Raw genomic sequence first — 26,878 nt, forward strand, 5'->3', positions numbered from 1 at the left:
CGGTCGGCCGGCGGCGCGGGCGAGGCCGTCGCGGCGCCGGCCGGGGTACTCGGCTTCATCGTGCCGTCGCCGAGGGCCGGGGGGTGCGGAGGAGTTCGGTGTAGACGCGGGAGATCTCGTCGGTCACCTCGTCCCAGGTGAAGCGGGCGAGCACGTGCGTGCGGCCGGCGGCTCCGTAGCGGGCACGCCGTTCGGGGTCGTCGAGCAGACCGCGGATGGTGGCGGCGAGGTCGTGGCCCTCCCCGTCGGTGGGCGGTACGAGCGTTCCGGTCACGCCGTCGACGACGGTGTCCAGCTGTCCGCCGGCGGCGGTGGCCACCACCGGAGTGCCGCAGGCCATGGCCTCGACGGGGGTGATGCCGAACGATTCGTAGCGGGGCAGGGACAGGATCAGGTCGGCGCTGGACATGAGATGGGGCATCAGGTCCTGCGGTACGCGGCCGAGCAGCCGGACCCGCTCGGTCACCCCGTACTCGGCGGCCAGCTTGCGGAGGCGTTCGGCCTCCGGGTCGGCGAACAGGAGCGGGGCGTCCGGTCCGCCGGCGATGAGCAGTTCGGCGTCGGGGACGTCGGCGAGGGCCTTGACGGCGCGGTCGAATCCCTTGTGGGGAACGAGCCGGCCGACGGAGAGCAGCCGGTGCGGGGCGCCGGGCGGCCGGTCGGCGAGGGGCACCGGGGCGAAGTGCTCGGTGTCGACGCCGCAGGGCACGACGCTGATCCTGGAGCGCGGGACGCCCATGGCGGTCAGTTCGCTGAGCTCGTCCGCGCAGGTCGCGAGGATGCGGTGGGCCTCGCGGCCGATCCGGGCCTCGATGCCGACACGCTCGGGCGGGCTGGTGTCCTCGCCGCCCTGGTGGCGCTTCTCCACCGTCCCGAGGGCGTGGTAGGTCTGGACGACGGGGACTCCGGTCTCCCTGGCCCCGGCGAGCGCGGCCATGCCGGACATCCAGAAGTGCGCGTGGACGACGTCGGGGCGGTTGAGCCGCCAGAGCCTGGCCAGGTAGGCGCCGAACTCCGGCATCCAGGCCAGCAGGTCGTCCTTCGGTACGGGGGCCGGCGGCCCGGCCGGTACGTGGACGACCTTCACGCCCGCCTCGGTCCGCACGAGGGTCGGTTCCTCGGGCCGGTCGCGGCGGGTGTAGACGGTGACGTCGTATCCCCTGCGGGCCAGGCATCCCGCCAGCTGAGCCACGTACACGTTCTGTCCGCCGACGCAGGGGCAGCCGGGTTCGGCGAGCGGGCCGGCGTGTTCGGACACCAGGGCGATCCGTGCGGGTCGCGGCAGGGGTTGCGTCATCGCGTGACCTCTTTCATGAGTCGGTCCCGGTCGTCCAGGAAGTGCTGGACCCGTACCTGGCCATGACCGCCTCCCGTGCCCGGCGGCCGGTGTGCCCGGCGACGAGGCGCAGGACGCCGGTGAGTACCTCGGGCCGGTCCCAGACGGCTTCGGCGCCGGACGGCACGCCCCGGGCTTCGTCGGGCGCGGTGGTGGTCACGCGCTGTTCTCGGTCTCCGGCCGCCATGTGAACGCCTTCGCCGGCGCCGTCGGCATGGCAGAGGGACCGGGTCCGCATGTGCCCCCATCTCCTTTCAGAGAGCTGAGAGCTCCGGAACGCACGGGTGATCACCGTCGTACGCGATCGCCCGCCCCGGCACCACCGAGCCGCGTTCCTGCCACTCGCTTCTCCCCCATGGATCCTGCCGGACTGCCTCGGCCGCGCATCTTTGGAACTGCCGTTGGAATGATTCCCGGCGCAGGAGACGGCCCTGAGCCAGGACCTGGCCGGTGCCGTGAGCCAGGACCTGGCCCACATGCCCTGGACCTGTTTCTCGCCGCGCAGCGAAGACAGGGCGGCGGCCTTCCGGCCCGGCGGCGGCAGGGACCCGCATGTGAGTGAGGCGCAGTGCCCCCGCCCCGTCCCTGGGGCAGGGGCACTGCGCGCCTCAGGCGTGCCGGGCGAAGACTTCGCGGAGGCCGAGCAGATCCGCTTCCCGCTCCTCCTCGTTCTCGTACAGACCGTTCTCGGCCCGGACCCTCACAACGGTCTCCGGGGTGAAGTCCTGGCCGAATCGGTAGGCGTCCAGGCAGTAGCCGAAGCCGGAGTCGACGAACAGGTCCGCTTCCTCGCTCTCGCAATGCGCCGCCAGACCGTCGGACACGTGCCAGTGCGTGCCGTCGTACCAGAAGACGCCGCCCGCGTAATGAATGGTCCGGCCCGTCGCCGAATCCGTGAGGTTCAGCGACTCGTAGTTCTCGGGCCGGTCGCGGACCAGGGTGACGAGGGATTCGGGGACGCCGTCGTAGAAGGACTCCTGGAGGGCGTAGTCGTCCTCCGCGTACAGATTGAGGTCCGACTCGTGGTCGAACGTCAGCAGCAGCGCGCGGCCGTCCTTTGCGAAGTACCAGACCGCCGACTGGCCGCCCCGGTCGTTCCAGGCCAGACGGTACGCGCCGGGCACCGTCACCGGTGCGACCTCGGCGAGGTCGTTCATGATGGCGGCCCGCCGCCGTACCTCGGAGAGAGGGGTTGTCATCAGTGCGTCCCACATCGCGTTACTCATCCCGGCAGACTATCCGCCGCCACGGACAGTCCCGCCCGCCCCGGCAGGGATCCTCGTGGCACTGCGGGCAGCGCTGTCAGCGGAGGCTCTGCTCCGCGGCCGGGCCCGTGCCATGGGTAGCGGCCCAGGAGGCGAGGAGACGCAGTCCCTCTTCCGCCGGTGAGCCGGGTTCGGCGGTGTAGACGGTGAGGGTGAGGCCGGGTTCGGCGGCCATTTCCAGACCCTCGTAGGCGAGGGTGAGGTCGCCGACGACGCCGTGGTGGAAACGTTTGGTGCCCGTGCCGTGGTGGCGGACGTTGTGGGCGCCCCAGCGGGTGCGGAAGTCGTCGCTCCGGGTGGAGAGCTCGCCGACGAGTTCGTGCAGCTCCTTGTCATGAGGGCTGCGGCCGGCCTCGGTGCGCAGGATGGCGACGGCGATGTCGGCGGCCTGGTCCCAGTCGGAGTAGAAGCGCCGGGAAGCGGGGTCGAGGAACTGGAAGCGGGCCAGGTTCGCCTGGTTGCGCGGATCGGCGTACATGTCGGCGTAGAAGGCCCGGGCGAGTTCGTTGGCGGCCAGGACGTCCATGCGGCCGTTGCGTACGAACGCGGGCCCGGCGGTGACGGCGTCCAGGGTCCACTGCAGGCTGCGGTGCGGCTTCCACTGGTCCCTGGTACGCCGTCGGCGCGGCCGGGTGAGGAGGTCGGTGCCGTCGGCCGCCTGGGCCAGGTTGAGCAGGTGGGCCCGTTCGGCGTCGTCGAGCTGGAGGGCGCGGGCGACGGCTTCGAGGACGGCCGGTGAGACGCCGGCCAGGTTGCCCCGCTCCAGTTTGGCGTAGTACTCGACGCTGACGTCGGCGAGTGCCGCGACCTCGCTCCTGCGCAGGCCTGGGACGCGCCGGCGGGGGCCGGCCGGCAGTCCCGCCTGCTCGGGGCTGATCTTCGCGCGCCGCGAGGTGAGGAACTCGCGGACCTCGTTCTGGTTGTCCACCCTCCGACCGTACGTCCGGCACGGCGCGGGAGGGGTGTACTGGCGGTACACCCCTTGTCAGTGACTCGCCGCACGCGCGAAGTGCGGGTTATCTGGATGACGTGGCGTCTTCTCCGCCGTTTCGCCGGCCGGGAGGGGACGCCTCGGTCCCACGGTGTTCCTGTCCCGGGAACACCGGCACGCGGGCCGGTCCCGAGCGGTCCGGCCTTACTCGTACGTAAGGAACCCCCTGATGCGCGGAGCAGTGATCCACGCCCCCGGCGATGTGCGCTTCGAGACCGTGGACGACGCGAAGATCCTTCACCCCACCGATGCCGTCATCCGGACGGCCGTGACCTGTGTGTGCGGCTCGGACCTGTGGCCGTACCGGGGCGCGGAGCCGATCGGTGACCCGCATCCGATGGGCCACGAGTACGTCGGTTTCGTGGAGGAGGTCGGCTCGGCCGTCACTTCGGTGAAGCCGGGCCAGTTCGTCGTCGGCTCCTTCGCGACCTCGGACAACACCTGCGCGAACTGCGCGAACGGCTTCCCGTCGAACTGCCTGCACCGCGAGTTCATGTCGACCTGCCAGGCCGAGTACGTCCGCATCCCCAACGCCCAGGGCACCCTGGTCGCCACCGACGAGGTCCCCGACGAGGAGTTCTGGCCGGGACTGCTGGCCGTGTCCGACGTCATGGGTACCGGCTGGTGGGCCGCGGAGGCCGCCGAGGTCAGGCCCGGCTCGACCGCCGTCGTCGTCGGCGACGGGGCGGTCGGCCTGTGCGGCGTGATCGCGGCGAAGGAGAGGGGAGCGGAACGCATCATCGCCATGTCCCGGCACGAGCCCCGCCAGAAGCTCGCCCGGGAGTTCGGCGCCACCGACATCGTCACCGAACGCGGCGAGGAGGGCATCGCCCGCATCAAGGAGCTGACGAACGGGATCGGCGCGGACAGCGTGCTGGAGTGCGTCGGCACCGCCCAGGCCATGAGCCAGGCCCTGCACTCCGCCCGGCCCGGCGGCAACGTCGGCTTCGTCGGCGTCCCGCACGAGGTCGCGATCGACGGGCAGGAACTGTTCTTCTCCCACGTCGGCCTGCGTGGCGGCCCCGCCCCCGTACGCCGCTACCTGCCCGACCTCATCGACCGCGTCCTCACCCGGCGTATCGCCCCCGGCAAGGTCTTCGACCTCACCCTGCCCCTGGACCAGGTCGCCGAGGGCTACAAGGCCATGGACGAGCGCCGCGCCGTCAAGACCCTCCTCACCCCCTGACACCGGTCCGCCCACCGCCCGAAGGAACGATCATGCAGATCACCCGCAGCTCGCTCGACACCGCCAAGGGCCCGGCCGACTGGTTCACCGGTGACGTCTACATCGACCCCGTCGCCGCCGCGCCGGCCCCGTCCCGGGTCACCGCGGCCCTGGTGCACTTCATGCCCGGTGCCCGTACCCACTGGCACCGGCATCCGCTGGGGCAGACCGTCTTCGTCACCGAGGGCGTCGGCCTGTGCCAGCGCCGCGGCGGACCGGTGGAGGTCATCCGCCCCGGCGACCGCGTCCTGTTCGAAGCCGGCGAGGAGCACTGGCACGGCGCCGCCCCGAACCGGCTGATGGTCCACCTCGCCATCAACGAGGGCGACGACGAGCACGCCGTCGTGCACTGGCTGACCCCCGTCACCGACGAGGAGTACCACGCCGCCCCGACCACCGGCTGAACCCAGGCAAGGCCAACGGCCGCTGTCCCTCCTGGCCACCGTCGGTCAGCACGGTGACAGCCCGCGGTTCACGGCCGTCCTGAAGGCATCCGGGTACCTCGCGTCGGGCCTGACCGTCCTCGTGTCCGTCCGCTGCGGGTGAGGGGCGACAAGGCGTACTCCTCTCGCGCAGATCCGGGCTTACCCGCGAAAGCGCGGGATCCGGTGCCCGGACGTGTCCTCGTAGACGTGTCCCGGCCGACGGGGCGGCCGGGCACCGCCCCGGGCCAGGGGTTCAGCGTGCGCTGCGGACGAACCGGACGGCGAAGGCTCCAAGGAGAGCGAAGGCCGCGGCGGCCAGGTAGAGCGCCGTGTAGTTGTCCTCGCCGTCCGCCCCTCCGATGGCGAGGAAGAGGGGGGCGACGGCCGGGGCGACGCTCTGTGGCAGCGCGTTGGCGATGTTGAACAGGCCCATCCCCTTCGCGGCTTCGCTCCTGCTGTCGGGCAGTACGGACGCGACCAGGGCGTAGTCGATGCCGACGTAAATGCCCTGTCCGATCCCGGAGACGGCCACCCCGACAAGGAAGCCTGCGACCGAGTCGCTGAAGGCGATGACGACCATGCCGGCGGCGAACAGCAGCGACGCGACCCCGATGAAGATCTTGCGGCGCTTCAAGAGGTCGGAGAGCCAGCCGGCGGTGTTGCTGCCCACGACGATGGCGACGGCCAGGAGGAGCATCGTCCAGCTGAGGATGCGCGCCGCGTCATCGGCGCCGTATCCCAGATGGTCCATCAGGAAGTACGTCTTGTAGGTCAGCAGGAAGGCTTTGCCGGTCCATACCAGGAAGCGGCTGAGGAAGGCCCAGGCGAAGTCGGTGTGGCGCAGGGGGTTGATCCACATGCTGCGCGGGATGTCCGACCAGGTCAGCGGTCGGCGTTCCGCGCGGCTCTGGGGGACCTCGCGCAGGTGGCAGGCGAAGACCACCACCAGGACGACACCGATGAGGGCCGGGGCCAGGAACATTCCCAGGCCGTGCGTGCCGGTGAGCTGGATGAGGAACGTGCCGGCGACCGTGGCCACCTGGTTGGTCATGCCCATCAGTCCGGAGACCCGGCCGCGCCGGTGTTCGGGAATCCGGTCGGGCAGCACCGCGATCAGCGCGGCGAGGGCGGCGTTGACCCCGATCTGCAGGACGCACCAGCCCACCAGCATGGTGAGGATGTTCGGGGCACTGCCGACCACGACCAGGGCGAGGGTGGCGAGCAGGATGCCGCCGACCATGAAGGGCCGGCGCCGTCCGAAGCGCGAGGCCGACGCGTCGCTGAGTCTTCCGCAGACGGGATTGGCCACCAGGGCGAACACCGCTCCCACGCCGGTCACCAGGGCAAGGGAGGAGCTCTTGTGTGCGGGGTCCAGCTCGGCGACGCGCAGCGACAGGGCGACGGCGGTGGGCGGGAGCACGGCCAGCCACAGGCCAATGATGGCGAGGATGTACAGGCTGATGAAGGTGGTGCCGACCGGTTGACCGGTGAGCCGGAGGGATCGTTCCGGTATTCCCTCGGCGGGCGACTGGTGGGCGTCCGCTTCCGGGATGGCGGCGTGTGGTGGCGTCATGGAGCGACTCCGTTGTCGTCAAGGGGGACGGGGATGACGTGCTTCAGGGGGGTACGGGGGCCGCGGGCGGCACCAGGAACCGGTGCTCAGGCGCTGTGCGTGGCCGCGAGCGCGGCGGCGTCGCGCAGGAGCCGGGTGTCCGCTTCCGCGATCCTGGCGTGCAGGTCCGCCATGCCCCGGTGGTGCTGGTCCAGATCGAGTCGGGCCTCGCGGGCCAGTTCCTCGCGGCGTCCCGTGGACGTGCCGCCCTGGCTGATGCGGCTCTCCACGAAGGCGTCGGCGTCGAGAATCCGCGCCAGGTCCTCGGGGGCGTACCCGGCCAGCTCGACGGGCGCCGGTGCCGGGTCCGAGGGAGCGTGCCTCTCCTGAGTGGCGATGTACCGCGCGACTGCCTCGTGCGCCTGGCGGAAGCTCAGCCCACGGGTGCGGACCAGATCGTCGGCGAGCGCGCTGGCGGTGGACCAGTGGCGTCCCGCCGAAACCCGCAGGGCCTCCTCGTCGACTTCGAGAGACATGACCGCCTCGGCGAGCAGGTCGAACGCTCCGGCGCTCTCCCGGCAGTACCCGGGGATGCGGTTGTGGACATACGCCTGGTCGGCATCGGTGGACGTGGCCGAGTGCAGCGTGCCCAGCTGGCTCGCCGTCCAGCCCGCAGCTTCACCGGCCAGCCCCCGGATGCGCTCCAGGACGATGGGGTTGCGCTTCTGCGGCATCATGCTCGACGTGCCGCACAGCGCGGCGGAGAGACTGACCAGGCCGACTTCGGAACTGGACCAGTAGAAGAGGTCGGACGCGCACCGGGCCGCCCCGGCCAGGGACAGGCCGAGCACCGCCGCGATCTCGGCCCCGCCGTCCTGCGCGGACAGCCCGGCGTCCCGGGCGTTGCGCACGGGCCGGGTGAAGCCGAGGTAGGAGGCGGTGGCCTCCCGGTTGATCGGCCACGAGGTGCCGCTGTGCGCCGCTCCCCCGAGGGGGCATTCGTCGAGCCGGCGAAGGACATGGGTCATCCGGTCCAGGGCGCGGGCCACCGGCCAGTACTGGGCGTTGAAGTAGTGGCCCAGTGTGGTCGGCTGGGCGTGCTGGAGGTGCGTATAGCCGGGGGCCAGGACCGCGTCGTGGCGCTCGGAGGCCGCGAGCAGGGCCTCGCCCAGGCGCAGCAAGGCGTCCATGGTGTGCAGCAGGGCTTCGCGGTCGGCCAGGCGTATGCCGGTGGACTTCTGGTCGATCCGGCTGCGCGCCCTCTGGATGTCGAGACCCGAAGGACCGCACTGCTCTTCGAGGTATCGCTCGATCTGCAGGCCGAGCGTCCCGATCGCGGGATCGCAGGCCAGGACCGTCCTGGGGTCCGTGTCGAGCAGCCGGAGCAGGGCGGCGGTGATGGCCGCGCCCTGCTCCTCGCGGAAAATGCCCTCCTGGGTGAGCATCAGGACGTGGGCCAGGTCCATGCGGATGTAGTGCGCGACGGCTGCGGTCTCGTCGTCCAGTTCGATCGCGTTCACGTGATCGACCAGACCCCGGGCAGGGCCGGTACCGAAACGGGCTTCCGTGAGGGTGGGACTCATGGCTTCTGCTCCCTCCATGACCCATTGCCGTTATGTAAACGTCAACATGGCCATGTAAACGTTGACATGCGGAGTATTGGCTACCGACACCGCCATGTCAACGTTTACATTGGATGCGGTCACAGGTGACCTTGAGCAGGCCGCGCGGAAGCACGACCGGGACGCCAGAGGAGAGACATGCCGGACGAGCGCGCGGCGCGGAGGGTCACCCTGCGAGAGGTCGCCCGGGCGGCGGGCGTGAGCACGGCCACCGTCACCCGCACGTTGCAGCACTCGCCCCGGGTCGAGGAAGCCACCCGGGACCGCGTCCTGGCGGCGGTCAAGGAACTCGGCTACACCCCCAACCCGATGGCTCAGGGCCTGCGCGACGGCCGGCGCAACGGTGCGGTGGGCCTGGTGACCAGCGGCTTCACCAACGTCTTCCAGGCGGGTGTCGCCGCCGGCGCCGAGCGCGAACTGCGCCGCGCCGGACTCCAGATGATCATCGCCTCGACCGACGAGGACCCCAGTCGCGAGCCGGAGGTGGTCCGCGCACTGATCGACCGACGGGTCAGCGCGCTGCTGGTCATGCCGGACAGCGACGCACGCGACCACCTGGACGCGGACCACACCTTCGGCACACCGGTCGTCATGGTGGGCCGCCCCACGGGTGGCCTGTCGGCCGACCTGGTGACCACGGACGACGACGCGGCAGTACGCAAGGCCACGGAGCGGCTGATCGGCCTGGGACACCGGCGCATCGCCGCGCTCGCCGGCCGCAGCGACACCTTCCCGGCGCGCCGTCGACTCGAAGGCTTCCGCCGCGGCCTGGCCGGCAGCGTGGCCGCGGACGAAGATCCGGACCTCGTGGTGAGCGAACTGGCGACCCCGGATCAGGCCCGCACCGCGCTGCGGGCCATGCTGCGCCTGCCCCATCCGCCGACCGCCGTCCTCGCCCTCAACCTGGGCATCAGCACCGGCGTCCTCCTTGAACGGCTGGCCGGCGCCGCCCCCTTCGCCTTTATCGGCTTCGACGAGACCGAGGTGTCCGCAGGCCTCGGCATCTCCGCGATCGTCCGTGATCCCCAGGACGTCGGAAGGCAGGCCGCACGCCTGGCACTGGCCCGGCTGGCCGAACCGGCCCTGCCCCCGGCGACATTGACCCTCCCCAGCCGCCTCGTCGCCCGCGGCTCCGGCGAGATCCCGGCCGAGGACCTCACGGCCGGGACGACGCGACTGACGGAACGCTGACCTTTCTTCCCTGCTGCCGCGCGCCGGTTCCGGGAGTCGGCGCGGCTCGGAAGCAAGCGCCGGCCTGAACCGGGCTCACCCGTACGACAGCGGTGCGGAGCTCCGCCGTATCGGGCCGGCTCGCCTCCGCTCGCGCTGAGAACACCGGCCGAGAGCGCCGCCGGTCAGCACCCCACCCCCGGCCGAATCGACCTGACGCACCGTCAAGGAGGTCGGCATTGAGTCAGCGTCCGTCCTGGCACACAAGGAAACGCGCCGGCGCGGACGGGAACACCCCACCAGCGGCAAGCTCCCTCCGGAGCGGCCTGCATGCCTTGATCGCCGCAGCTCAGCCCCGAACGGCACTCGGCAACCCCGGAAGTGGGGAACCGCAGCTCAACGCACCCGTCCCCGCGGCTTCAGCGGCACACCGGGCAGCGCGGGCGCGGGGATCGGCGGACCGCCGTAACCGCGCACGGTGCCGAAGCGGTCACCGTTCATCCAGTCCTCACGGGCCCGGGCGATCTCCTCCTGGGTCCTCCCCACGAAGTTCCACCACCCCTTGATCCGTTGACGTTTCCGCGGGTCAGAGGCGTTCGAGTCCGTCAAAGTCAGCATCGGAGTACCTCCGGGCAGCCCGATTCGTTTCCTGCATCTCCGCTCAGCGCGCTCCGCCGACCACGAATGTGGGCCCTTGGGAGGGATTCTCCAAGGGAACCGAGGAGCCTGAGGAAGCCTGCGGTGATACCGGCCTCCCTACCCGAGGTTCCAACCTCACCCGCCTCCCCGTGCCCTCCCAGGGCCGCATGGGGATGGCTGTGCCTGGCCCGCACCACGCGGGCGCGGAGCCTCTGTCGTAGACGGGCGTCGCGTCACGGGCCGAGCCCGCGCTCACCCTCTGGGCACACCCGCCGCCCCGAGGAGGGCGCCCGTGTTGATGTGGCGCATGACCGCGGTGGGCGGTCGCCCTTGAGGTGCACCAGGCCCGCAGCCACGTACAGGGAATGGCCCGCGCTCTGCACGCGGTCGCGCACGACTTCACCGATCCCGGCCTGGACCGCCCGCAGCCGGGTGCCGTACGGAAGCGCTGAACGACTCAACTGACTTTTTTTACAGCGCCTGTTGGACGCATGGGGGGTCCAGCGAGCGGAACGGAAACGTCGCACGCCCGCCACGCGAGGCAAAGCATGACTTCTTCCATCGCTCCTACCTCTCAGGAGACCCAGTGCGATCCACCGTCCGACAGAAACTCGCCGGTCTGGCGAGCCTCCTCTTCCTGCTGACCCTCATATCGGCCGCGCCGGCGGGGGCCACCGAACGGTCCTTGACGGTCGCCACCGACAAGGGCCGGGTCGCGGGAGCCTCGGCCGACGACGTCGACCACTTCTACGGCATCCCGTACGCGGCTCCGCCCGTCGGCGCCGGACGCTGGCAGCCGCCCGCGCCCGCCGCCACGTGGACGGACACCCGGCAGGCCACGGCCCCCGGTCCCCGCTGCCTCCAGAACGGGAGCAGCACGAGCCCGGGGATGAGCGAGGACTGCCTGTACCTCAACGTCTACACGCCCTCCCACAGGCCCGACCGGCCGCTGCCGGTGATGTTCTGGATCCACGGCGGCGGCTTCTCCTACGGCTCGGGCGGCACGGAGGACGGCTCGCTGATCGCCCGGACCAACAACGTCGTGGTCGTCACGATCAACTACCGCCTCGGCGTGTTCGGCTTCCTCGACCTGCCCGGGCTGAGCGAGCAGGGCGCGGGCAACTACGGCCTGCTCGACCAGGAGGCGGCGCTGCGCTGGACGCAGCGCAACATCGGCGCGTTCGGGGGCGACGCGAGCCGGGTCACCATCGCCGGGGAGTCGGCCGGCGGCCACTCCGTCTGCGCGCTCCTCGCCTCCCCCCCCGGCGCGTGGTCTCTTCTCGGGCGCGATCATCCAGAGCGGTGGATGCCCGAGCTACACGGTCGAGCAGGCCGTCGCCCGTGGGAAGAAGTACGCAGCGGCGGCCGGCTGCTCCGCCCCCTCGGCCGCCCTGTCCTGCCTGCGGGCCAAGCCCGCCGATGAACTGCAGTCCGCGGCAGCGGACTTCACCGGCGGCGTCCTGAGCGGCCCGCTGCCCACGTCCGGGGTTCCCGAACTGCCCGTCGCTCCGCTCGAGGCCGTACGCACCGGCCGGACCGCGAACGTCCCCCTCCTGATCGGGCACACGCGCGACGAGGTGCGCGGGTGGGCGTGGCCGTTCGCGAACGCGACGAAGGACCAGTACGAGAAGGCGGTGCGGATCGAGTTCGGGGACGAGGCCGACGCCGTCCTCGCTCACTATCCGTTCAGTGCCTACGGCGACTCGTATACCGGGGCGTACGCCTTCGGCGCCCTGTGGGGCGACAGCAGCACCTTCTTCGGTCTCGGGGGCTGCCAGTACCAGAACCTCACGGCCACGTACGCGAAGCGTCAACCGCAGACCTATTACTACGAGTTCAACGACCCGCACCCGCCCACCGGCCGGCCCTCGACCGGCTTCGACGCGGGCGCCTCGCATGCCAGCGAGATGCCCTACCTGTTGCCCTCGGCGACCTCGGCGCTGCTGACTCCGGAGCAGCAGCAGCTGTCCGGCGAGATGGTGCGCTACTGGGGCTCGTTCGTGAAGCACGGGAAGCCCGCCACCCCGGGAATCGCCCCCTGGCCCTCGTACCGGGCAGGGAAGTTCATGTCGCTGCTGCCGGGTGGTGAGAGCCTGGCGCTGAAGACCGGCGTGTACGAGGCGCGCCGCCAGTGCGCCTTCTGGAACTCGATCGATTACGACTGGCTCCCCGTCAATCCGGACCAGCTCGCCGCGCAGGCAGGCGTTTCGCAGTCCTGAACCGGTCAGCGTGAAGGGCCCCCTCCGGCGGGAGGGGGCCCTTCGGGCTTCCGTGCGGCGAGCTTCCTGGCTCAGTTGCCGGTGTGCTCCATGTCGAGCACGATCTTGCCCACCGCCTGCCCCGTCCGCAGCCGTTCCACGGCCTCGCCGAGCGCGTCCATCCCGTAACGCTCGTACGGCAGCGACAGTGCGCCCGACGAGAGTTCCGGCAGCAGACGGAGCACCTCGGGGGCGACCTCCGCACTGCGGCTGATCATGTTGACGGGCAGGAGGGTGACATCGGCGAGGAAGAAGTCCGCGAGGTCCAGGGTGAGTTCGCGGCCGGCCGTGTAGCCGAGGAGCGCAGCACGGCCGCGCGGGCGGACCAGGGTGAGGGCGTTGCGGAGGATCTGGCCGCCAACCGTGTCGATGAGTACGTCGACCTTGCCGCCGATCGCGTCCGCGGAGAGGTCCGAGGCGAGCAGGGCCTTGGCGGCGTCGGGCACGTGCGGCAGTTTCGCAGGGCGGCCGACCGCGCCGATGACCTCCGCGCCGACGCGCCCCGCGAGCTGCACGGCCATGGCGCCGACCGCGCCGGACGCGCCGGTGACCAGGACCCGCTCCCCCGGTCGCACCTGGGCGATCGCGTGGACGGTCGCCCAGGCGGTGCCGACCGGGGAGAAGTAGATGCAGGCCAGCGCGGGGGTCGTGCCCTCGGGCATAATCTCCGCGGCGGCGTCCGGGACGAGCGCATGCTCGGCCCAGGCGCCGTCGCGGCTCAGGCCGAGACCCTCGCCGCGCAGCCGCACCAGGGCACCCTCGGGGTGGGTCTCCGAGGAGACGACGTAGCCGCTGCCCTGGGTACCGGGGATGAACGGCAGCTCGGGCAGGATGCCGAACTGCCCGTCGAGGATGTTCAGGTCCAGATGGGCGGCGGTGGCCGCCGCCACCCGGACGAGGGTGTGCCCGGGCCGCGGCTCGGGCACGGCCCGCTCCCCGAGGCGCGGCAGGGTGCCGAACTTCTCAAGAAAGAGGGCCCGCGATGTGGACGAGGTGGTGCTCACGTGCTGTGTTCTCCGTTCTTCCCCCGTTGGACTGCGCACCGGCCCCCGTTGGTCACTGCCGTCCCCGTTTACACCTTAGCTCCATACTTGTGCAGTACACGCATCGCGATGAGGCGCAGGATCCGGTCGTAGACGAGGCCCAGGATGCCGAGGGTGATGATGCCGACGAAGACCCAGTCGACGCGGCCGTAGTTGCGGGAGGTCCAGATCAGGGAGCCGAGCCCGACCTGAGCGGCGACGATCTCGGCGGAGACGATCGTCAGGAAGCTGTTGCCCATGGCGAGGCGTGCGCCCGTGAGGATGTACGGGACGGTGGACGGCAGCACGACGCGCTGGAGGATCTGGCGGCGGCCGGCTCCCAGGCTGGCCGCGGCCCGCAGCTTGTTCTCGTTGACGGCCATCACACCGGCGCTGGTGTTGAGCGTGACGATGAACACGGCCGTGTAGAAGATCAGGACCACCTTCGACGTCTCGCCGATGCCCAGCCACACCACCGCCAGCGTCACGAAGGCCACCGGCGGGATGAACCGGAAGAACTCGAGGTACGGCTCCAGGAGTTGGCGGACGATCCTGATCTGACCGATGAGCAGGCCGACGGGGGCGCCCACCACGACGCCGAGGCCCCAGCCGATCAGGATGCGACGGCTGGAGGCGATGACGGAGTTGCCCAGCGTGCCGTCGGCGGCCAGCTCACGGGCGGCCGACAGGGTCTCCTTGGGGGAGGCGACCAGGGACGGACCGTACTTCATGGCCACGAGCTGCCAGACACCCAGGCCGACCAGGACGGCGAAGGCGTACAGGCCGAAGGTGCGCAGCCCCTGGGCGCCCGGCCCGCTCACGCGGCGCGAGCGCGCCCTGGCCGGAGCCGGGGCCTCGGTTGTGGTGATCGTCATGCGCCTTTCGCCTCTCGGTCGAGCTGGTCATCGAGTCCCTGGTCGCGCATGGCCTTGCGGACCTCTTCGCCGATGTCCTCGCGCAACTGGTTGCGCAGGCGCAGGGCGGCGGGGTCGGACTCGTCACGGGGGCGCGGCAGGTCGACCGTGTAGAGGGACTTGATCGAGGCCGCGGGCCCCGCCGTCATGACGGCGACCCGGTCGGCCAGGAGGATCGCCTCGTCGATGTCGTGCGTGACGAAGACGACGGTGCACCCGGAGGCGCTCCAGATACGGGCCGTCTCCTGCTGGAGCACCTGCCGGGTCTGCGCGTCGAGCGCGCCGAAGGGCTCGTCCATGAGGACGACGCCCGGTTCGTTGGCCAGGACCCGGGCGATCTGGACGCGCTGGCGCATACCGCCGCTGAGCTGGCCGGGGTAGCGGTCCGCGCAGTGGCGCAGGCCGACCAGGCCGAGGAACTCGTCGGCCGCCCGGTTCTGCTCGGCCCGGGAACGGCCGCGCATGCGCGGCCCGAAGGTGACGTTCTGCTACACCGTCATCCAGTCGAAGAGGGCTTCGCTGCTCTGGAACACCATGCCGAGCTCGGGATCGGGGCCGGTGACAGGAGCGCCGTCGGCGGTGAGAGATCCCTCGCTGACCTGGGTGAATCCCGCCATGGCCGACAGCAGCGTGGACTTGCCGCAGCCGCTGGGGCCGAGCAGACAGAGGAATTCTCCGGCCGGGATGTCCAGGTCGATGCCCTGGACGGCCCGGAAGTCTCCGAATGAGATGGCCGCGCCGTCGAGGCGCAGGGCTGCTCCGCGCCCCGCCGCCGGCTCCGCACCGGTCCGGGGGGCGGCCACAGTCACCGCTGCTTCCTGCGGATGCGCATGCGTCTCCTTCTCGATGCCCTTGGTCGCCTTGGTCATCAGGAGCCCTTCGTGTTCTCGGGAAGCCAGCCGCGCTGGATGGTGCGGGACACGTCGGGGCGGGCCTTCAGCTTGCCGGTGTCCAGGTAGAAGGCGGCCGTGGCCTCGTAGCCCTTCAGGTCCTTGGCCGTGAAGTCGCGGACGCCGAAGTCGATCTCCTTCACCGCGTTCACGGTCTGTGCCGTGGGGATCTTCGCGGCGTCCTTGGTGGCCTTGGCCGCCGCCTCCGGGTCGCTCTCGACCTTCTTGGCCGCTTCCGCGAGGGCGGCTGCCACCTTGGCTGCGGTGTCCTTGTGGTCCTTGAGCCAGGGAGATGTCGACAGCAGCCAGTGCTGGTAACTGAAGTCGTAGTCGCCCGTGGTCTCCAGGATCCGCTCGCCGAGCTCCGCCCCCTTGGCGGGCCAGGGCTCCCACAGGACGTAGGCGTCCACGTCGCCCTTCTTGGTGAGGGCGGGGATCTCGGCGGGGTCGGACGTGAGGAACTCGACCGAGCCGGGCTCGATGCCCTTCGATTCGAGGAACCGGGTGGCGGCCAGCTCGGACAGGCCCGGAACCACGGCCATCTTCCGGATCTCGGAGGGGGACTTCACACCGTGCCCCAGGACGACCTTGAGGTACCGCCCGGAGTCCTCGTACACGAGGAGCGAGCGCAGGTCGGGGTTCTGTCCGAGCAGGCCGATGGTGGTGGCGTCGGAGTTCCCGGCCATCTGGACCTGTCCGGCGTTGAGGGCGTCGACGCCTTCCCCGCCCTTGGCGAACTGGACGAGGTCGACGTCGACCCCGTGCTTGGCCCACAGTCCCTCGGCGCCGGCCACGAAGAACGGGGCGTACGCAGCGTCGACACCGACCGCGACACGGATGTGCGGCTTGCCTCCTCCGCCCGAGCCGGAATCGGCGCCGCTGTCGGTGGTGCCCGCGCCGCACGCGGTGGCGGCGAACAACGTGGCGGTGATGAGGGCGGAGCCGGTGACGCGCCCCGGGGGGCGGAGAGGAGTCGGGTGGGACGCAGTCTTCATGAGCACCTCGGATCGGAACGCTTTTTGCAGGTCATCGGGGGGGTTGGCTCGCGAGTTGGCGCACGCTACTGCCGCGGGGAGGGCGGGCGCATGCGGGTCGGTCCGCTCAGCGGGACGGGCCGGGAATGGCGTGTCGCGGCCGGTCATCCGGCGTGCCGGTCGTACCAGCCGCGCAGCAGGGCCCTGTCGAGATCGGGGGCGCTCTTGATGAGGCGCTGTTCCGTGAGGAAGTCGGTGATCCGGCGCGAGGTCGTGACATCGGCCGAGGTCAGGGACCGGGCCGTGAACGAGATCTCCCCGATGGCCTTCTCCGTCCCGGCCACCGGCAGCTGTGCCTGCTCGTGGGCCGCGAGGGCGGCGGCGTGCGGGTCCTTCGTCACGAGCCGGTCGGCCTCGGCGACCACCTTGAACACCTTGCCGGCGAGCTTCTCGTTCTTCTTCAGCCACTTCTGGTCGGCGATGAGCCACTGCACGTACGTGACGTCGAAGTCGCCGATGGACTCGGCGATGTGACCGCCCGCCTCGACCCCCTTGCTCACCCAGGGGTCGAAGAGGATGTAGCCGTCGATGTCACCGCGCTGGAGCATGGTGGGGATCTCCTGCGGCGAACTCTGCTGGATCTTCACGGAGTCCGGGTCGATGCCGTGGTGGCTCAGGTACTCGTGTGTCGCGTACAGGCCGATGCCCCCGATCGAACCCATCGTCTTGATCTGGCGCGGAGATATGACGCCCTTGCCCAGGACGACCTTGAGGTAGCGGCCCGAGGACTGGAAGGCGCCGAGGGCGCGCAGGCGCGGGTTGCTCACCATCTGCGGCAGCACGGTGGAATCGGCGTTGGCGGAGATCTGTGCCGTACCGGCCGTGACCGCCTGGGCGGCGGCAGGCCCGCCCTCCACCTTCATCAGCTGTACGTCGAGACCGGCCTTCGTGAACATGCCGCGTTCGGCGGCGAGGTACAGCGGCGCGTACGAGGCATCGACACCGAGCGCGATCCGTACGGTCGGGCTCGTGCCGCCGGCGGAACCCGCCGAGTCGGTAGTGCCCGCCCCGCAGGCGGTGGCGAAACAGAGGACGAGCAGGGCGAGCAGGGCGGTCGCCGCGCGCCCGTCGGTGCGGTGATGGCGGAACATGGGAAACGACCTCCGGGTCGGAGTGCTGTCGAGGTGTGGGCGCACGCTGGCAGCCCGCGATGCCCGCGGAAAGCGCGGTGTCCCGCCTGACGGACCAGCACGATTGAGGCGGCATCGGGTCATTCGTACGCTCCACCGGTCCCAGGCTCGAACGGCAAGGAGCACATATGCCCCACAAGAGCACCATCGAGGGCACATCGCCGACGCGACGCGTGGTCATCGCGTCCGTCGCCGGCAACACGATGGAGTGGTACGACTTCTTCCTCTACACCACCGCTGCCGCATTGGTCCTCGGCGAGGTCTTCTTCCCCTCCGGCGAGAATCCGCTGCTCGGAACGATCGCCGCCCTGGCCGGTCACGCCGTGGGGTTCGCCGCCCGGCCCATCGGGGGCGTGGTCTTCGGGCACATCGGTGACCGGCGGGGGCGCAAGGCCGCCCTCATGGGGACGCTCTCTCTGATGGGCGGCGCCACGTTCTGTATGGGGCTGCTGCCCTCGTACTCCACGGCCGGTCTGCTCTCGCCGCTGCTCCTGGTTCTGCTCCGGGTTCTGCAGGGCGCGGCGGCCGGCGGCGAGTGGGGCGGCGGCGTGCTCATCATCACCGAGAACGTCCCGGCCGAGCGGCGCGGCTTCCTCGCCTCGTTCAGTTCCTGCGGCATGGGCCTGGGATTCGTCCTGTCGTCGCTGGCGCTGTGGCTGGCCGAGCAGGTGTCCGGGGACGGCTTCCTCGCCTGGGGCTGGCGGCTCCCGTTCCTGGCCAGCGCGGTGATCTTCGTGGTGGGGATCTACATCCGCCGCAACCTCGGCGAGACGGAGGGCTTCGAGGCCGACTCCGCGAAGGCCGAGGCCCCGGCGCACTCGCCCCTGCGGGAAGTGCTGCGACGGCATCCGCGCCAGCTGCTGTTCGCGATGGCCCTGCGCTTCGCCGACAGTGGCGCAAGCTACATCTTCATGTCCTTCTCCCTCGTCTACGGGGCGTACGTGGGGATCTCCTCAAGCGTGCTGCTGTGGGCCGGGATCGTCGGGATGCTGGTGGACTCGGTGATGATGGTCGTCTTCGGGCGGCTCTCCGACACGGTGGGCAGGCGGCCGGTCTATCTGGGCGGGACGATCGGCATGCTGCTGTGGGCGGCGCCCTTCTTCATGCTCATGGACACGGGACGGCCCGCCGCGGTGTGGGTGGCGTTCATCGTCGGGCACATCGCCATCGCCGCGATGATCGGGGTCCAGCCCTCGTATTTCTCCGAGCTGTTCAGCACCAGCACCCGCTACTCCGGGATGGCGCTCGGCCATGAGCTGTCATCGGCGATCGCCGGCGGTCTGTCGCCGGTCGCTGCGGCGGCGCTGCTGGCCGCCACGGGGCACTTCCCGCCGATCGCGCTGCTCACCATGGGGATGGCGCTCGTCACGCTGGTGGCACTGGTCCTCTTCGCGAAGGTACCGAGGGCCCCCGAACACCCCGCCGACCCGGCACAAAAGGAGCGCATCAGCGCACCTGTCGCCTGATTTTTACACCCCCGCCCCTCTATGCAACATGGCGTTGTTGCACGTCAAATGGCCTGTGTCGCCATGAGACGAAGTGAGGGGACGCCAATGGGGTCGTACGCGGACGAGGACGTTCCGCTGCCCAATTCCGTGCTGGGCAAGGCGCAGCTGCTGCTCGCCGCGTTCGAGTCGGGCGCGGACCGGCTGCGGCTGAGCGAACTGAGCCGCCGCTCGGGCGTGCCCAAGGCGTCGGCTTACCGCCTCGCCCAGGAACTGGTGCAGTGGGGACTGCTCGACCGGCACGGCGAGAGGTACGAGCTCGGCATCAGGCTCTTTCACCTCGGGCAGCGAGTGCCCGCTTCCGCCGTGCTGCGCACCGTGGCCCGGCCGCTGATGACCGACCTGTTCACACGGACCCGCACGGCCGTGCACCTCGCGGTCCTCGACGGAACCCACGTCCTGTTCCTGGAGAAGATCGCCGGTGAGGCCAATGTGCTCACCCACTCCTATGTCGGCGGCCTGCTGCCCGCCTCCTGTACGGCGACCGGTCAGCTGCTGCTCGCCCTGGCCCCGGACGGCCCCGAGCGGGTGGCGGCGCTCGTCGGCAAGGGGCTGCCCGCGATGACGCCTCGCTCCGTCACGGACCCGCGGACCTTGGCCCAGCGCCTGTCCAGGGCGGCACGTCAGGGATACGCGCTGGAGCTGGAGGGGGTCAGGCTCGGGGACGCCAGCCTCGCCGTACCGGTGGCTCTGGCAGGGGCGGCGTACGCGGCGATCTCGGTCACCGGACCGGTCGCGCAGGTGTCGGTGGAGCGACACCTCGCGACGTTGCAGGCCACGGCGGAGAGAATCGCGCGCGGTGTGGCGCAGAAGACGTCGTACGACCCCGCTCGCGCGGTGCGCACACCAGAACCGAAGTCGGCCGCCGTGCGTATCGTCGCGGGCTGAGCACGCCCCGCGGCGGTCCCGGTCCGGCCAGCAGAACACACCGGTGGCCCGCCTCCCCTCCCCCGGTGATCGTGAGGTGCCGCAAAGGCTGCGGACATGTGAGGGGAGGAGCCGTGGTGCGAACAGATCCGAACCCGACGCCGCTGCGCGTGCTCGACCTGACCGATGAGCTCGCTTTCCAAGGCGCCCGGTTGCTCGTGGGGATCGGCGCCGATGTCGTACGGACCGAGTCGGGTGCCGGTCTCGGTCCGGCGGCCCGCGCGCACTGGCACGCAGGCAAGCGCTGGACCGCGGTGCGCGACGCGGCGGAGCTCGACGCCCTGGCGGCGGGGGCCGATGTCGTACTGGAGAGCGGGCCGGTGGCGCACTTGCGCGGCCTGCGCGAGGACGGCTCGTCCCGCTGGCCGCACGCGGTGCACGTGGTGGTGACGCCGTTCGGCCTGACCGGACCGCGCCGCGACTGGGTTGTCGACGATCTGGTCCTGGCATCGGCGGGCGGCATGACCTGGCTGGGCGGGCGCCCCGACGGACAGCCCAAGCCGCCGCCGCGCGAGCAGGCGTTCCAGACCGCGGGGGCCCACGCCGCGATCGGGGCGCTGCTCGCCGTCGTGTCGGGGACCCCTCAGCTCGTCGACATCTCCGCGCAGGAGGCCGTCGCCGCCACGCTGGAGACCGCCGCCCTCGCCTGGATCCACGCGGGACGTTTCCCCGTACGCAGCGGAGGGGTGTACGAGCACGTCGCGCATCAGATCTTCGAGGCGGCGGACGGGTATGTGGCCGGGGGCTACTCCGGCAGCCCCCGGATGTGGACGGATCTGCTGACGTGGATGGCGGAGCGCGGCGAGGCCGGTGACCTGCTCGACGAACGCTGGCAGGACGCCGCGTTCCGGTGGCGCGAGCGCCCCCATGTCGACGAGATCGTGCGGCGGTTCGCGCGGGGGCTGCCGGCCGCCGAGATCGCTCTGGAGGCGCGGCGGCGCGCCCTGCCGTGGGCCGAGGTCGTACCGCCCGAGCGGCTGACCACCCATCCGCAGCTGCGCGACCGCGCGTCCCTGGTCACCATCACCGGCGAAGGGCTGCCGGAGGGCGGCGTCGAGGACGTCGGCTTCCCATGGGCGGCACTCCCCCGCCCGGTCACCCTGCCCGCGCTCCACGAGGCGGACGGCGACTCTCCGTGGCACCACCCCGCCCGGGAGCAGGGGCAACGGGAGCGGGAACGGCCCAAGTCCCGGGCGATGGACGGCGTGCGGATCCTCGATCTGACCTGGGTGCTCGCCGGTCCGTATGTGACCAAGCAGTTCGGGGAGCACGGCGCGGACATCGTCAAGGTCGAGTCCCGGCACCGCAAGGACCCCACGCGTTTCGCGCCCTCGATGCATCTGCGGCCGGGCTCCGATCCCGACGACAGCGGATACTTCATCAACTTCAACCGCAACAAGCGCAGCGTGGCCCTCAATCTGCGGACCGAGGAGGGCCGGCGGTTGCTGCGCGAGCTGGTCCCGCACTGCGACGTCGTCGTGGAGAACTTCAGCCCGGGTGTGCTGGACCGGTGGGGCATGGACTACGCCTCGCTGCGCGAGCTGAACCCGGACATCATCCTGGTGTCGATGGCGGGGGTGGGGCGGACCGGGCCCTGGCGCAAGGCCGTGACCTTTGCCGACACCCTCGCCGCGATGTCCGGCCTGGCCAGCGAGACCCGCGACCCCGGCGGCCCGCCGCAGGGGCTGACCTTCGGGCTCGGCGACATGATCGCGTCCAACTCCGCGGTGCTCGCCACGCTCGACCTGCTGGCGCAGGGGCGTGGTGGTCACGTGGATCTGTCCCAGCTGGAGGCGATGGCCGCGACGATGGGCCCGGCGGCTCTGGAACCCGTCCTCGGCGCCGGGGCGCCCGATCCCCGGACGGCGGAGCATCCGAACCGGTCGGCGCACGCCGTGCCCCACGGCGTGTACCCGGTGGCCGGAGAAGACCGCTGGCTGGCGGTGTCGGTGACGGACGAAACGCAGTGGCACGCCCTGACGCGCGTCGTCGACCTCCCCGGCGCCGCAGCCGATTTGGCCGCACGACGCTCGCGCGAGGACGAGATCGACGCCGCCCTCGCCGCCTGGACGCGCGGGCAGGACGGCCACAAGCTGGCCGAACTGCTCCAGGCCGAGGGTGTGCCGGCGGCGGTCGTGGCGACCGGACAGGACCTGGTCGAGGCCGACGAGCAGCTCGCCGCCCGCGGCTTCTACACCGTCCTCGACCATCCCCTCACCGGGCCGGTCCCGCACGAGGGGATCGTCGCGCGGCTGACAGCGACGCCCGGCGGACTCGACCGGCCCGCGCCGCTGCTCGGCCAGCACACGGGTGAGGTGCTGCGCGAACTGCTGGGCCTGACCGATGAACAGCTGGCAGCACTGACCGCTCAGGGAGTGGCCGAATGAGTGAGGCGAAGATGAACCGGGAGAACACGGTGAACCAGGAGCAGTCCTCCGTACTGCACGTGACGCGTGACGGCGCCGTGGCCACGGTCCGCGTGGACCGGCCCAAGGCGAACGCCGTGAACCCGGCGATGGTCGAGGAGTTCCTCTCGGTCCTGCCGCCGCTGGCCGCCGATCCGGAGGTGCGCTGCATCGTCGTCACCGGCACCGGCCGGTTCTTCATCGCCGGCGCCGACATCGCCGTCATGCGGGACCTGTCGGCGGGCAACCAGGCGAAGATGCGCCGTTGGGTCGAGGTCCAGCGGGTGATCGAACAGGCGCCCAAGCCGGTCGTTGCGGCGATGAACGGCCACGCCCTGGGTGGCGGCGCGGAGTTGTCGCTCGCCTGCGACCTGCGGATCCTCTCGGAGGAGGCCACGTTCGGGTTCCCGGAGATGCGGCTCGGCCTCTTCCCGGGGGCCGGGGGCAGTCAGCGACTCCCCCGGCTCGTCGGCCCCCACCTGGCGAAGCGCCTGATGATCGAGGGGGAGGGGTTGAGACCGCGGCACGCCCTGGAGCTCGGACTTGTCGACGTCGTGGTGAAGCGGTCCGAGTTCGACGCGGTGGTCGCCGAGCGGGCCCAGCGCCTCGCCGAGAAGCCGACGACCACCATCGGCCTGCTCAAGCGCGTCGTCGACGAGGGGTACGGGCTGCCCGTGGAACAGGCCCTGGAGCGCGAGGCGAAGGGCGTCGCCGAGCTGACCGGGACCGCCGACGCGGCCGAGGGGCTGCAGGCGTTCCTGGAGAAGCGGGCGCCGGTGTTCACCGGACGGTGAGGCCGCGCCGACGCGGGTGGTCCGGTTCCGGTGACCGGACCACCCGCGTTGGCGTGTTCGCGTACGTTCCGCATGCTCGGCGCATGAGTTCTCCAGAGCACCCCCACACACAGCACACCGAGGCAGCCGCGCACAACGGGCCCGTGCTCGTCACGGGCGGCACCAGCGGGATCGGTCTCGCCATCGCGGAGGCGGTTGCACGTGCCGGGCGCCCCGTCGTGGTCACCGGGCGTTCCGGGGACCGCTGCCGCGCAGCGGAGAAGCAGCTCCGAAGCTTCGCGGGCGAGCGCCAGTTGGTGCTGGCCGCCGACACCACCGATCCCGAGGCGCTGGCCGCGGTCGTGAGCCGGGCCGCCGAACTCTGGGGCCCCGTCACCGGCCTGGTGACGGCAGCCGGGCAGCTGGCCCGCGGCTCGGTGCTCGACCTCCCGCAGGACGACTTCCGCGCCGCCCTCGACACCAACGTCATCGGCACGTGGCTGGCGATGCGCGCCGTCCTGCCCGGCATGCTCGACGCCGGTCACGGCCGCATCGTCACGATCGGCTCCGTGCTCGGTTCGACGGGCGCCCCGGAACGGGGCGGCTACGCCGCCACCAAGGGCGCGGTCGCCGCGCTCACCAGGTCGGCGGCCCTGGAGGTCGCCGGGACCGGCGTCACCGTGAACTGCGTCGCGCCCGGCCCCGTGCGCACCCCCATGAACGAGGGCGCCACCGACGCCGCGGCCCAGGCCGCCTTCACCGCCAAGGTGCCGCTGGGCCGCTGGGGCACGCCCGAGGACATCGCGCACGCGGTGCTCCCGCTGCTCGACGCCGGCTCGTCCTACACCACCGGCACAGTCATGCACGTGGACGGCGGCTACACCGCGCAGTGAGCGCCACCCCTGTCGCCCAGTGGGAGCGGTTCGCTGAACGGACCGAGGCGCTGGGCTCGCGCCCGGCGCGGTGATGGGCTCGGCACCGTACCCCCGGATTCGTACGGAAGGACTCACATGTCACCTGCACCGGAGAGCCACTACGCGGACGGCGCGGGCATCCGCTACCACTACCACGACCTCGGCTCGGGGCCCGACACCGTGTTCCTGCACGGTGGCGGCCCCGGCTGTACCGCGTGGAGCGACTTCGGGCCCGTGGCGCACCTGTTCGCCGCCGACCGGCGCTGTCTGCTCGTCGACATCCAGCAGTACGGCAAGTCGGAGAAGTCCCCCATCGAGGGCCCGATGTGGGACCACCACGCGGCGAAGACCGTCGGCCTGCTCGACACGCTCGGCGTCGACCGCGCCGACTTCGTGTGCAGCTCGTGGGGCGGCACCATCGCCCTCAACCTCGCCGCGAAGTACCCGGACCGCGTCCGGTCCCTCGTCGTCACCGGCAGCATGCCCGTCTTCTACGGGCCGCTCGCCCCGCTCCCCGAGAACGGTCACCGCGGCCGCACGGCCCGCGACATCTACTACGGCGGCGAGGGCCCGACCCGCGAGAAGATGCGGGACCTCATCACGAAGCTGGAGTGGTACGACGGCGCGAAGCTCCCCGAGGAGACGCTGACGCTGCGCTACGAGCAGAGCCTCGACAAGGAGGAGCGCGCGCTGGCGGCCATGTCCGACTCACCGCGCGGCGACTGGCAGGACCTCACCGAGGAACTGGGGCAGATCCAGGCTCCCACGCTGTTCATCTGGGGCATGCAGGACGCTTTCCTCACCCCGGACTACCCGCTGATGCTGGCCCGCATGGTGCCCAGCGGGAACCTCCACGTGATGGACCACACCTCCCACCACCTCGAGGAGGAGCGCCCCCAGGCATACCACTCTGTGGTCAGCGGCTTCCTCAACTCCCTGAGCTGAACCTTCCCCTTCCCAACCGCGTTACGGAGCGTAGCCCCATGTCCATCTGGACGGAGATCAGCCCCACCCCCTTCCGCGTCGAGTACGTCGACGCCGGTGGTGTCCCCACCCGCGCTCTGCGCGCCGGTGACCCGGCCGGCCAGGCCGTCGTCTTCCTGCACGGCACCAGCGGTCACCTGGAGGCCTTCGCGCGCAACATCACCGCGCACGCCGCCTACGACCTGCACGCCATCGACATGCTCGGTCACGGCTACACCGGCAAGCCCGACAAGCCGTACGAGATCGCCGACTACGCGGCCCATCTGCTCGACTACCTGGACGCCGTCGGTGTCGACAGCGTCCACATCGTCGGCGAGTCTCTCGGCGGCTGGGTCGGCGCCCGCGCCGCCATCGAGCACCCGGAGCGGGTACGCAGCCTCCAACTCCTGTGCTCCGGAGGCACGGTGGCCAACCCCGAGGTGATGGACCGCATCCGGACCAGCACCAAGAAGGCCGTCGCCTCCGACGACATCGAACTCACCCGCAAGCGGATGCGGCTGCTGATGGCCGACGACGCCTCCGCCACCGAGGAGCTGGTGGAGGTCCGGCACGCGATCTACCACACGCCGGAGTTCGTCGCGGGTGTCGACAACCTCCTCTCCCTCCAGGAGATGGAGCGCCGTCAGCGCAACCTGCTGCGCCCCGAGCACCTGGCGCGGATCACCCAGCCGACGCTGGTGGTGTGGGGACGCCAGAACCCCTTCGGCGAGACCCCCGAGGCGACGGCCCTGCACGAGGCCATTCCCGGCTCGCGCCTCGAGCTCTTCGAGAACTGCGGGCACTGGCCGCAGCACGAGCAGGCCGAGCGCTACAACGCGCTCAGCCTCGAGTTCATCGGCAAGGCCGCCGGCTGATGCGGGCGGTCCGGTTCCACGACTGGGGCGCCGCTCCGGTCCTCGACGAGGTGCCCGAGCCCGTCCGCGCACCGGGCGAGGTCCTCGTCCAGGTGACGGCGGGCGGTGTCTCGCACCTCGATGCCACGGTCGCGACCGGTGACTTCGAGCTCAAGCCCTCGCTCCCCTACGTCGGTGGTGTCGAGGGCGCGGGCACGGTCCTGGAGGCGGACGCCGACTCCGGTCTGGCCCCCGGCGCCCAGGTCGTGCTGCGCGGCGGCGGCCTCGGCCTGCTGCGCGACGGCACGTGGGCGGAGCGGGTCAGTGTGAAGCGCAAGGCCGTCACGCCGCTCGAGGCGCCGCTCGCTCCCGCGGTGGCGGCGAGCTTCTTCGTCCCCGCGACGACCGCGTACGTGGCTCTGCACGATGTCGCCCGGATCGGGCAGGACGAACACGTCGTCGTGGTGGGCGCCGCGGGCGCGGTGGGCGCGATGGTGGCGCAGCAGGCGTTGGCCGCGGGCGCGCGGGTCACCGGTGTGGTCGGCCGCCAGGACCAGCTGGCCGATGTACCGAAGGGGGTGGAGGCCGTGACGCTGGACGACGCGGAGGGTCTCGCCGAGGACCGGTCGGCATCGCTGCTCGTCGACACGCTCGGGGGCCCGGGCCTCGTCGGCCGCAGCCGCTGGGTGCGACGGGGCGGGCGCGCCGTGGTCATCGGGTACGTGGCGGGTCCGCACGTCGAGCTCGACCTGCCGAGCTGGCTGCTCGACGAGGTGGCGCTGCTGCCGGTGAACATGATTCGCCAGGAACGCCGGGCCCGGGAGGTCTCCGGCGACCTGGTGCGCAGGCTCTCCGAGGGAAGCCTCTCGCTGGCGGTACAGGAGTTCGGCCTGGCCGAGGCCCCCGCGGCGCTGGACGCGCTGCGGGGCGGGCGGGTGCGAGGGCGGGCGGTTCTGCTGCCCGCCTGACATGCGCGGCGGGGCCGCCCCCCGCCGCGGCGAGCGACGGTCGGGGGGGAGCCGCGGGGAGGGACAAAAAAGAGAAACAGGGCAGTCGAACACAGG

22 protein-coding genes and 3 pseudogenes are annotated in these 26,878 nt (G+C 71.3%); 13 read left to right on the forward strand and 12 right to left on the reverse strand.

The features are described from left to right. Window positions 1-55: 55 nt before the first annotated feature. From ABZ564_RS27560 to ABZ564_RS27575, 4 genes are all read right to left on the reverse strand, one after another. Entirely contained in the window at window positions 56-1,297 is a 1,242-nt protein-coding gene (locus tag ABZ564_RS27560; protein ID WP_360861582.1) for a glycosyltransferase, read from the reverse strand. A gap of 13 nt (window positions 1,298-1,310) precedes the next feature. Next, complete coding sequence (locus ABZ564_RS27565) at window positions 1,311-1,496, reverse strand: hypothetical protein (RefSeq protein ID WP_360861584.1); 186 nt, start codon at window positions 1,494-1,496, stop codon at window positions 1,311-1,313. A 448-nt stretch (window positions 1,497-1,944) separates the two neighbouring features. Further along, window positions 1,945-2,562: a hypothetical protein gene (locus tag ABZ564_RS27570; RefSeq protein WP_360861586.1), complete on the reverse strand. Its 618-nt coding sequence runs from the start codon at window positions 2,560-2,562 to the stop codon at window positions 1,945-1,947. Window positions 2,563-2,638: 76 nt separating this feature from the next. Continuing rightward, window positions 2,639-3,529, reverse strand: coding sequence for a helix-turn-helix transcriptional regulator (locus ABZ564_RS27575; protein ID WP_360861587.1), 891 nt, complete (start codon window positions 3,527-3,529; stop codon window positions 2,639-2,641). A 232-nt stretch (window positions 3,530-3,761) separates the two neighbouring features. Here ABZ564_RS27575 and ABZ564_RS27580 point away from each other — a divergent pair, with 232 nt between their 5' ends. Both ABZ564_RS27580 and ABZ564_RS27585 read left to right on the forward strand, forming a co-directional pair. Further along, on the forward strand, window positions 3,762-4,778 hold the full coding sequence (locus ABZ564_RS27580; RefSeq protein ID WP_360861589.1) for a zinc-dependent alcohol dehydrogenase family protein: 1,017 nt from the start codon (window positions 3,762-3,764) through the stop codon (window positions 4,776-4,778). A 32-nt stretch (window positions 4,779-4,810) separates the two neighbouring features. Beyond that, window positions 4,811-5,221 carry a cupin domain-containing protein gene (locus tag ABZ564_RS27585; protein WP_360861591.1) on the forward strand — a complete coding sequence of 137 codons (411 nt, stop codon included), beginning with the start codon at window positions 4,811-4,813 and terminating at the stop codon, window positions 5,219-5,221. A 274-nt stretch (window positions 5,222-5,495) separates the two neighbouring features. Here ABZ564_RS27585 and ABZ564_RS27590 read toward each other — a convergent pair whose 3' ends face one another. Together ABZ564_RS27590 and ABZ564_RS27595 are read right to left on the reverse strand one after the other, a co-directional pair. Next, window positions 5,496-6,815 carry an MFS transporter gene (locus ABZ564_RS27590; RefSeq protein WP_360861593.1) on the reverse strand — a complete coding sequence of 440 codons (1,320 nt, stop codon included), beginning with the start codon at window positions 6,813-6,815 and terminating at the stop codon, window positions 5,496-5,498. Window positions 6,816-6,901: 86 nt separating this feature from the next. Further along, a complete protein-coding gene (locus ABZ564_RS27595; protein ID WP_360861595.1) occupies window positions 6,902-8,377 on the reverse strand; it encodes an argininosuccinate lyase in 1,476 nt (491 codons plus the stop codon). Window positions 8,378-8,554: 177 nt separating this feature from the next. On the opposite strand from ABZ564_RS27595, the gene ABZ564_RS27600 reads away from it, so the two are divergent. Then, a complete protein-coding gene (locus ABZ564_RS27600; protein ID WP_360861597.1) occupies window positions 8,555-9,607 on the forward strand; it encodes a LacI family DNA-binding transcriptional regulator in 1,053 nt (350 codons plus the stop codon). A 375-nt stretch (window positions 9,608-9,982) separates the two neighbouring features. Here ABZ564_RS27600 and ABZ564_RS27605 read toward each other — a convergent pair. Beyond that, a pseudogene (locus ABZ564_RS27605) lies at window positions 9,983-10,144 on the reverse strand (pirin); the annotation flags it as partial. A 667-nt stretch (window positions 10,145-10,811) separates the two neighbouring features. Here ABZ564_RS27605 and ABZ564_RS27610 point away from each other — a divergent pair. Next, window positions 10,812-11,471, forward strand: a pseudogene (locus ABZ564_RS27610) (carboxylesterase family protein); the annotation flags it as partial. A gap of 46 nt (window positions 11,472-11,517) precedes the next feature. Beyond that, window positions 11,518-12,444 carry a carboxylesterase family protein gene (locus tag ABZ564_RS27615; protein WP_360861626.1) on the forward strand — a complete coding sequence of 309 codons (927 nt, stop codon included), beginning with the start codon at window positions 11,518-11,520 and terminating at the stop codon, window positions 12,442-12,444. A 71-nt stretch (window positions 12,445-12,515) separates the two neighbouring features. Here the strand turns inward: ABZ564_RS27615 and ABZ564_RS27620 are convergent, their stop codons facing one another. The 5 genes and pseudogenes from ABZ564_RS27620 to ABZ564_RS27640 form a co-directional block, all read right to left on the reverse strand. Then, on the reverse strand, window positions 12,516-13,487 hold the full coding sequence (locus tag ABZ564_RS27620) for a zinc-binding alcohol dehydrogenase family protein (RefSeq protein ID WP_360861599.1): 972 nt from the start codon (window positions 13,485-13,487) through the stop codon (window positions 12,516-12,518). A gap of 68 nt (window positions 13,488-13,555) precedes the next feature. Beyond that, window positions 13,556-14,380: an ABC transporter permease gene (locus ABZ564_RS27625; RefSeq protein WP_360861601.1), complete on the reverse strand. Its 825-nt coding sequence runs from the start codon at window positions 14,378-14,380 to the stop codon at window positions 13,556-13,558. Further along, window positions 14,377-15,288, reverse strand: a pseudogene (locus ABZ564_RS27630) (ABC transporter ATP-binding protein). Before ABZ564_RS27630 ends, ABZ564_RS27625 begins: the two are co-directional and overlap by 4 nt. Beyond that, window positions 15,288-16,304 (reverse strand): ABC transporter substrate-binding protein, encoded by a 1,017-nt coding sequence (locus tag ABZ564_RS27635; protein ID WP_360861602.1) that lies wholly within the window; start codon window positions 16,302-16,304, stop codon window positions 15,288-15,290. Before ABZ564_RS27635 ends, ABZ564_RS27630 begins: the two are co-directional and overlap by 1 nt. Before the next feature lie 143 nt (window positions 16,305-16,447). Continuing rightward, window positions 16,448-17,434 (reverse strand): ABC transporter substrate-binding protein, encoded by a 987-nt coding sequence (locus tag ABZ564_RS27640; protein ID WP_360861604.1) that lies wholly within the window; start codon window positions 17,432-17,434, stop codon window positions 16,448-16,450. Window positions 17,435-17,601: 167 nt separating this feature from the next. Between ABZ564_RS27640 and ABZ564_RS27645 the strand changes: the two genes are divergently transcribed. From ABZ564_RS27645 to ABZ564_RS27680, 8 genes are all read left to right on the forward strand, one after another. Next, window positions 17,602-18,939, forward strand: coding sequence for an MFS transporter (locus ABZ564_RS27645; protein WP_360861606.1), 1,338 nt, complete (start codon window positions 17,602-17,604; stop codon window positions 18,937-18,939). An 87-nt stretch (window positions 18,940-19,026) separates the two neighbouring features. Then, the gene (locus ABZ564_RS27650) at window positions 19,027-19,866 is read left to right on the forward strand and encodes an IclR family transcriptional regulator (RefSeq protein ID WP_360861608.1); all 840 of its coding nucleotides are present in this window, start codon (window positions 19,027-19,029) and stop codon (window positions 19,864-19,866) included. A gap of 116 nt (window positions 19,867-19,982) precedes the next feature. After that, window positions 19,983-22,292: a CoA transferase gene (locus ABZ564_RS27655; RefSeq protein ID WP_360861610.1), complete on the forward strand. Its 2,310-nt coding sequence runs from the start codon at window positions 19,983-19,985 to the stop codon at window positions 22,290-22,292. Continuing rightward, window positions 22,289-23,104, forward strand: a complete 816-nt coding sequence (locus ABZ564_RS27660) for an enoyl-CoA hydratase-related protein (protein WP_360861611.1) — start codon at window positions 22,289-22,291, stop codon at window positions 23,102-23,104. The genes ABZ564_RS27655 and ABZ564_RS27660 overlap by 4 nt, the downstream gene beginning before the upstream one ends. An 83-nt stretch (window positions 23,105-23,187) precedes the next feature. Beyond that, the gene (locus ABZ564_RS27665; protein WP_360861613.1) at window positions 23,188-23,976 is read left to right on the forward strand and encodes an SDR family oxidoreductase; all 789 of its coding nucleotides are present in this window, start codon (window positions 23,188-23,190) and stop codon (window positions 23,974-23,976) included. A gap of 117 nt (window positions 23,977-24,093) precedes the next feature. Continuing rightward, entirely contained in the window at window positions 24,094-24,942 is an 849-nt protein-coding gene (locus tag ABZ564_RS27670) for an alpha/beta hydrolase (RefSeq protein WP_360861615.1), read from the forward strand. Window positions 24,943-24,980: 38 nt separating this feature from the next. Further along, window positions 24,981-25,835, forward strand: coding sequence for an alpha/beta fold hydrolase (locus tag ABZ564_RS27675; protein ID WP_360861617.1), 855 nt, complete (start codon window positions 24,981-24,983; stop codon window positions 25,833-25,835). Next, window positions 25,835-26,782, forward strand: a complete 948-nt coding sequence (locus ABZ564_RS27680) for a zinc-binding dehydrogenase (protein WP_360861619.1) — start codon at window positions 25,835-25,837, stop codon at window positions 26,780-26,782. The genes ABZ564_RS27675 and ABZ564_RS27680 overlap by 1 nt, the downstream gene beginning before the upstream one ends. Window positions 26,783-26,878: the final 96 nt, after the last annotated feature.

The sequence above is a fragment of the Streptomyces sp. NPDC019224 genome, assembly GCF_040632605.1.
Classification (GTDB): domain Bacteria; phylum Actinomycetota; class Actinomycetes; order Streptomycetales; family Streptomycetaceae; genus Streptomyces.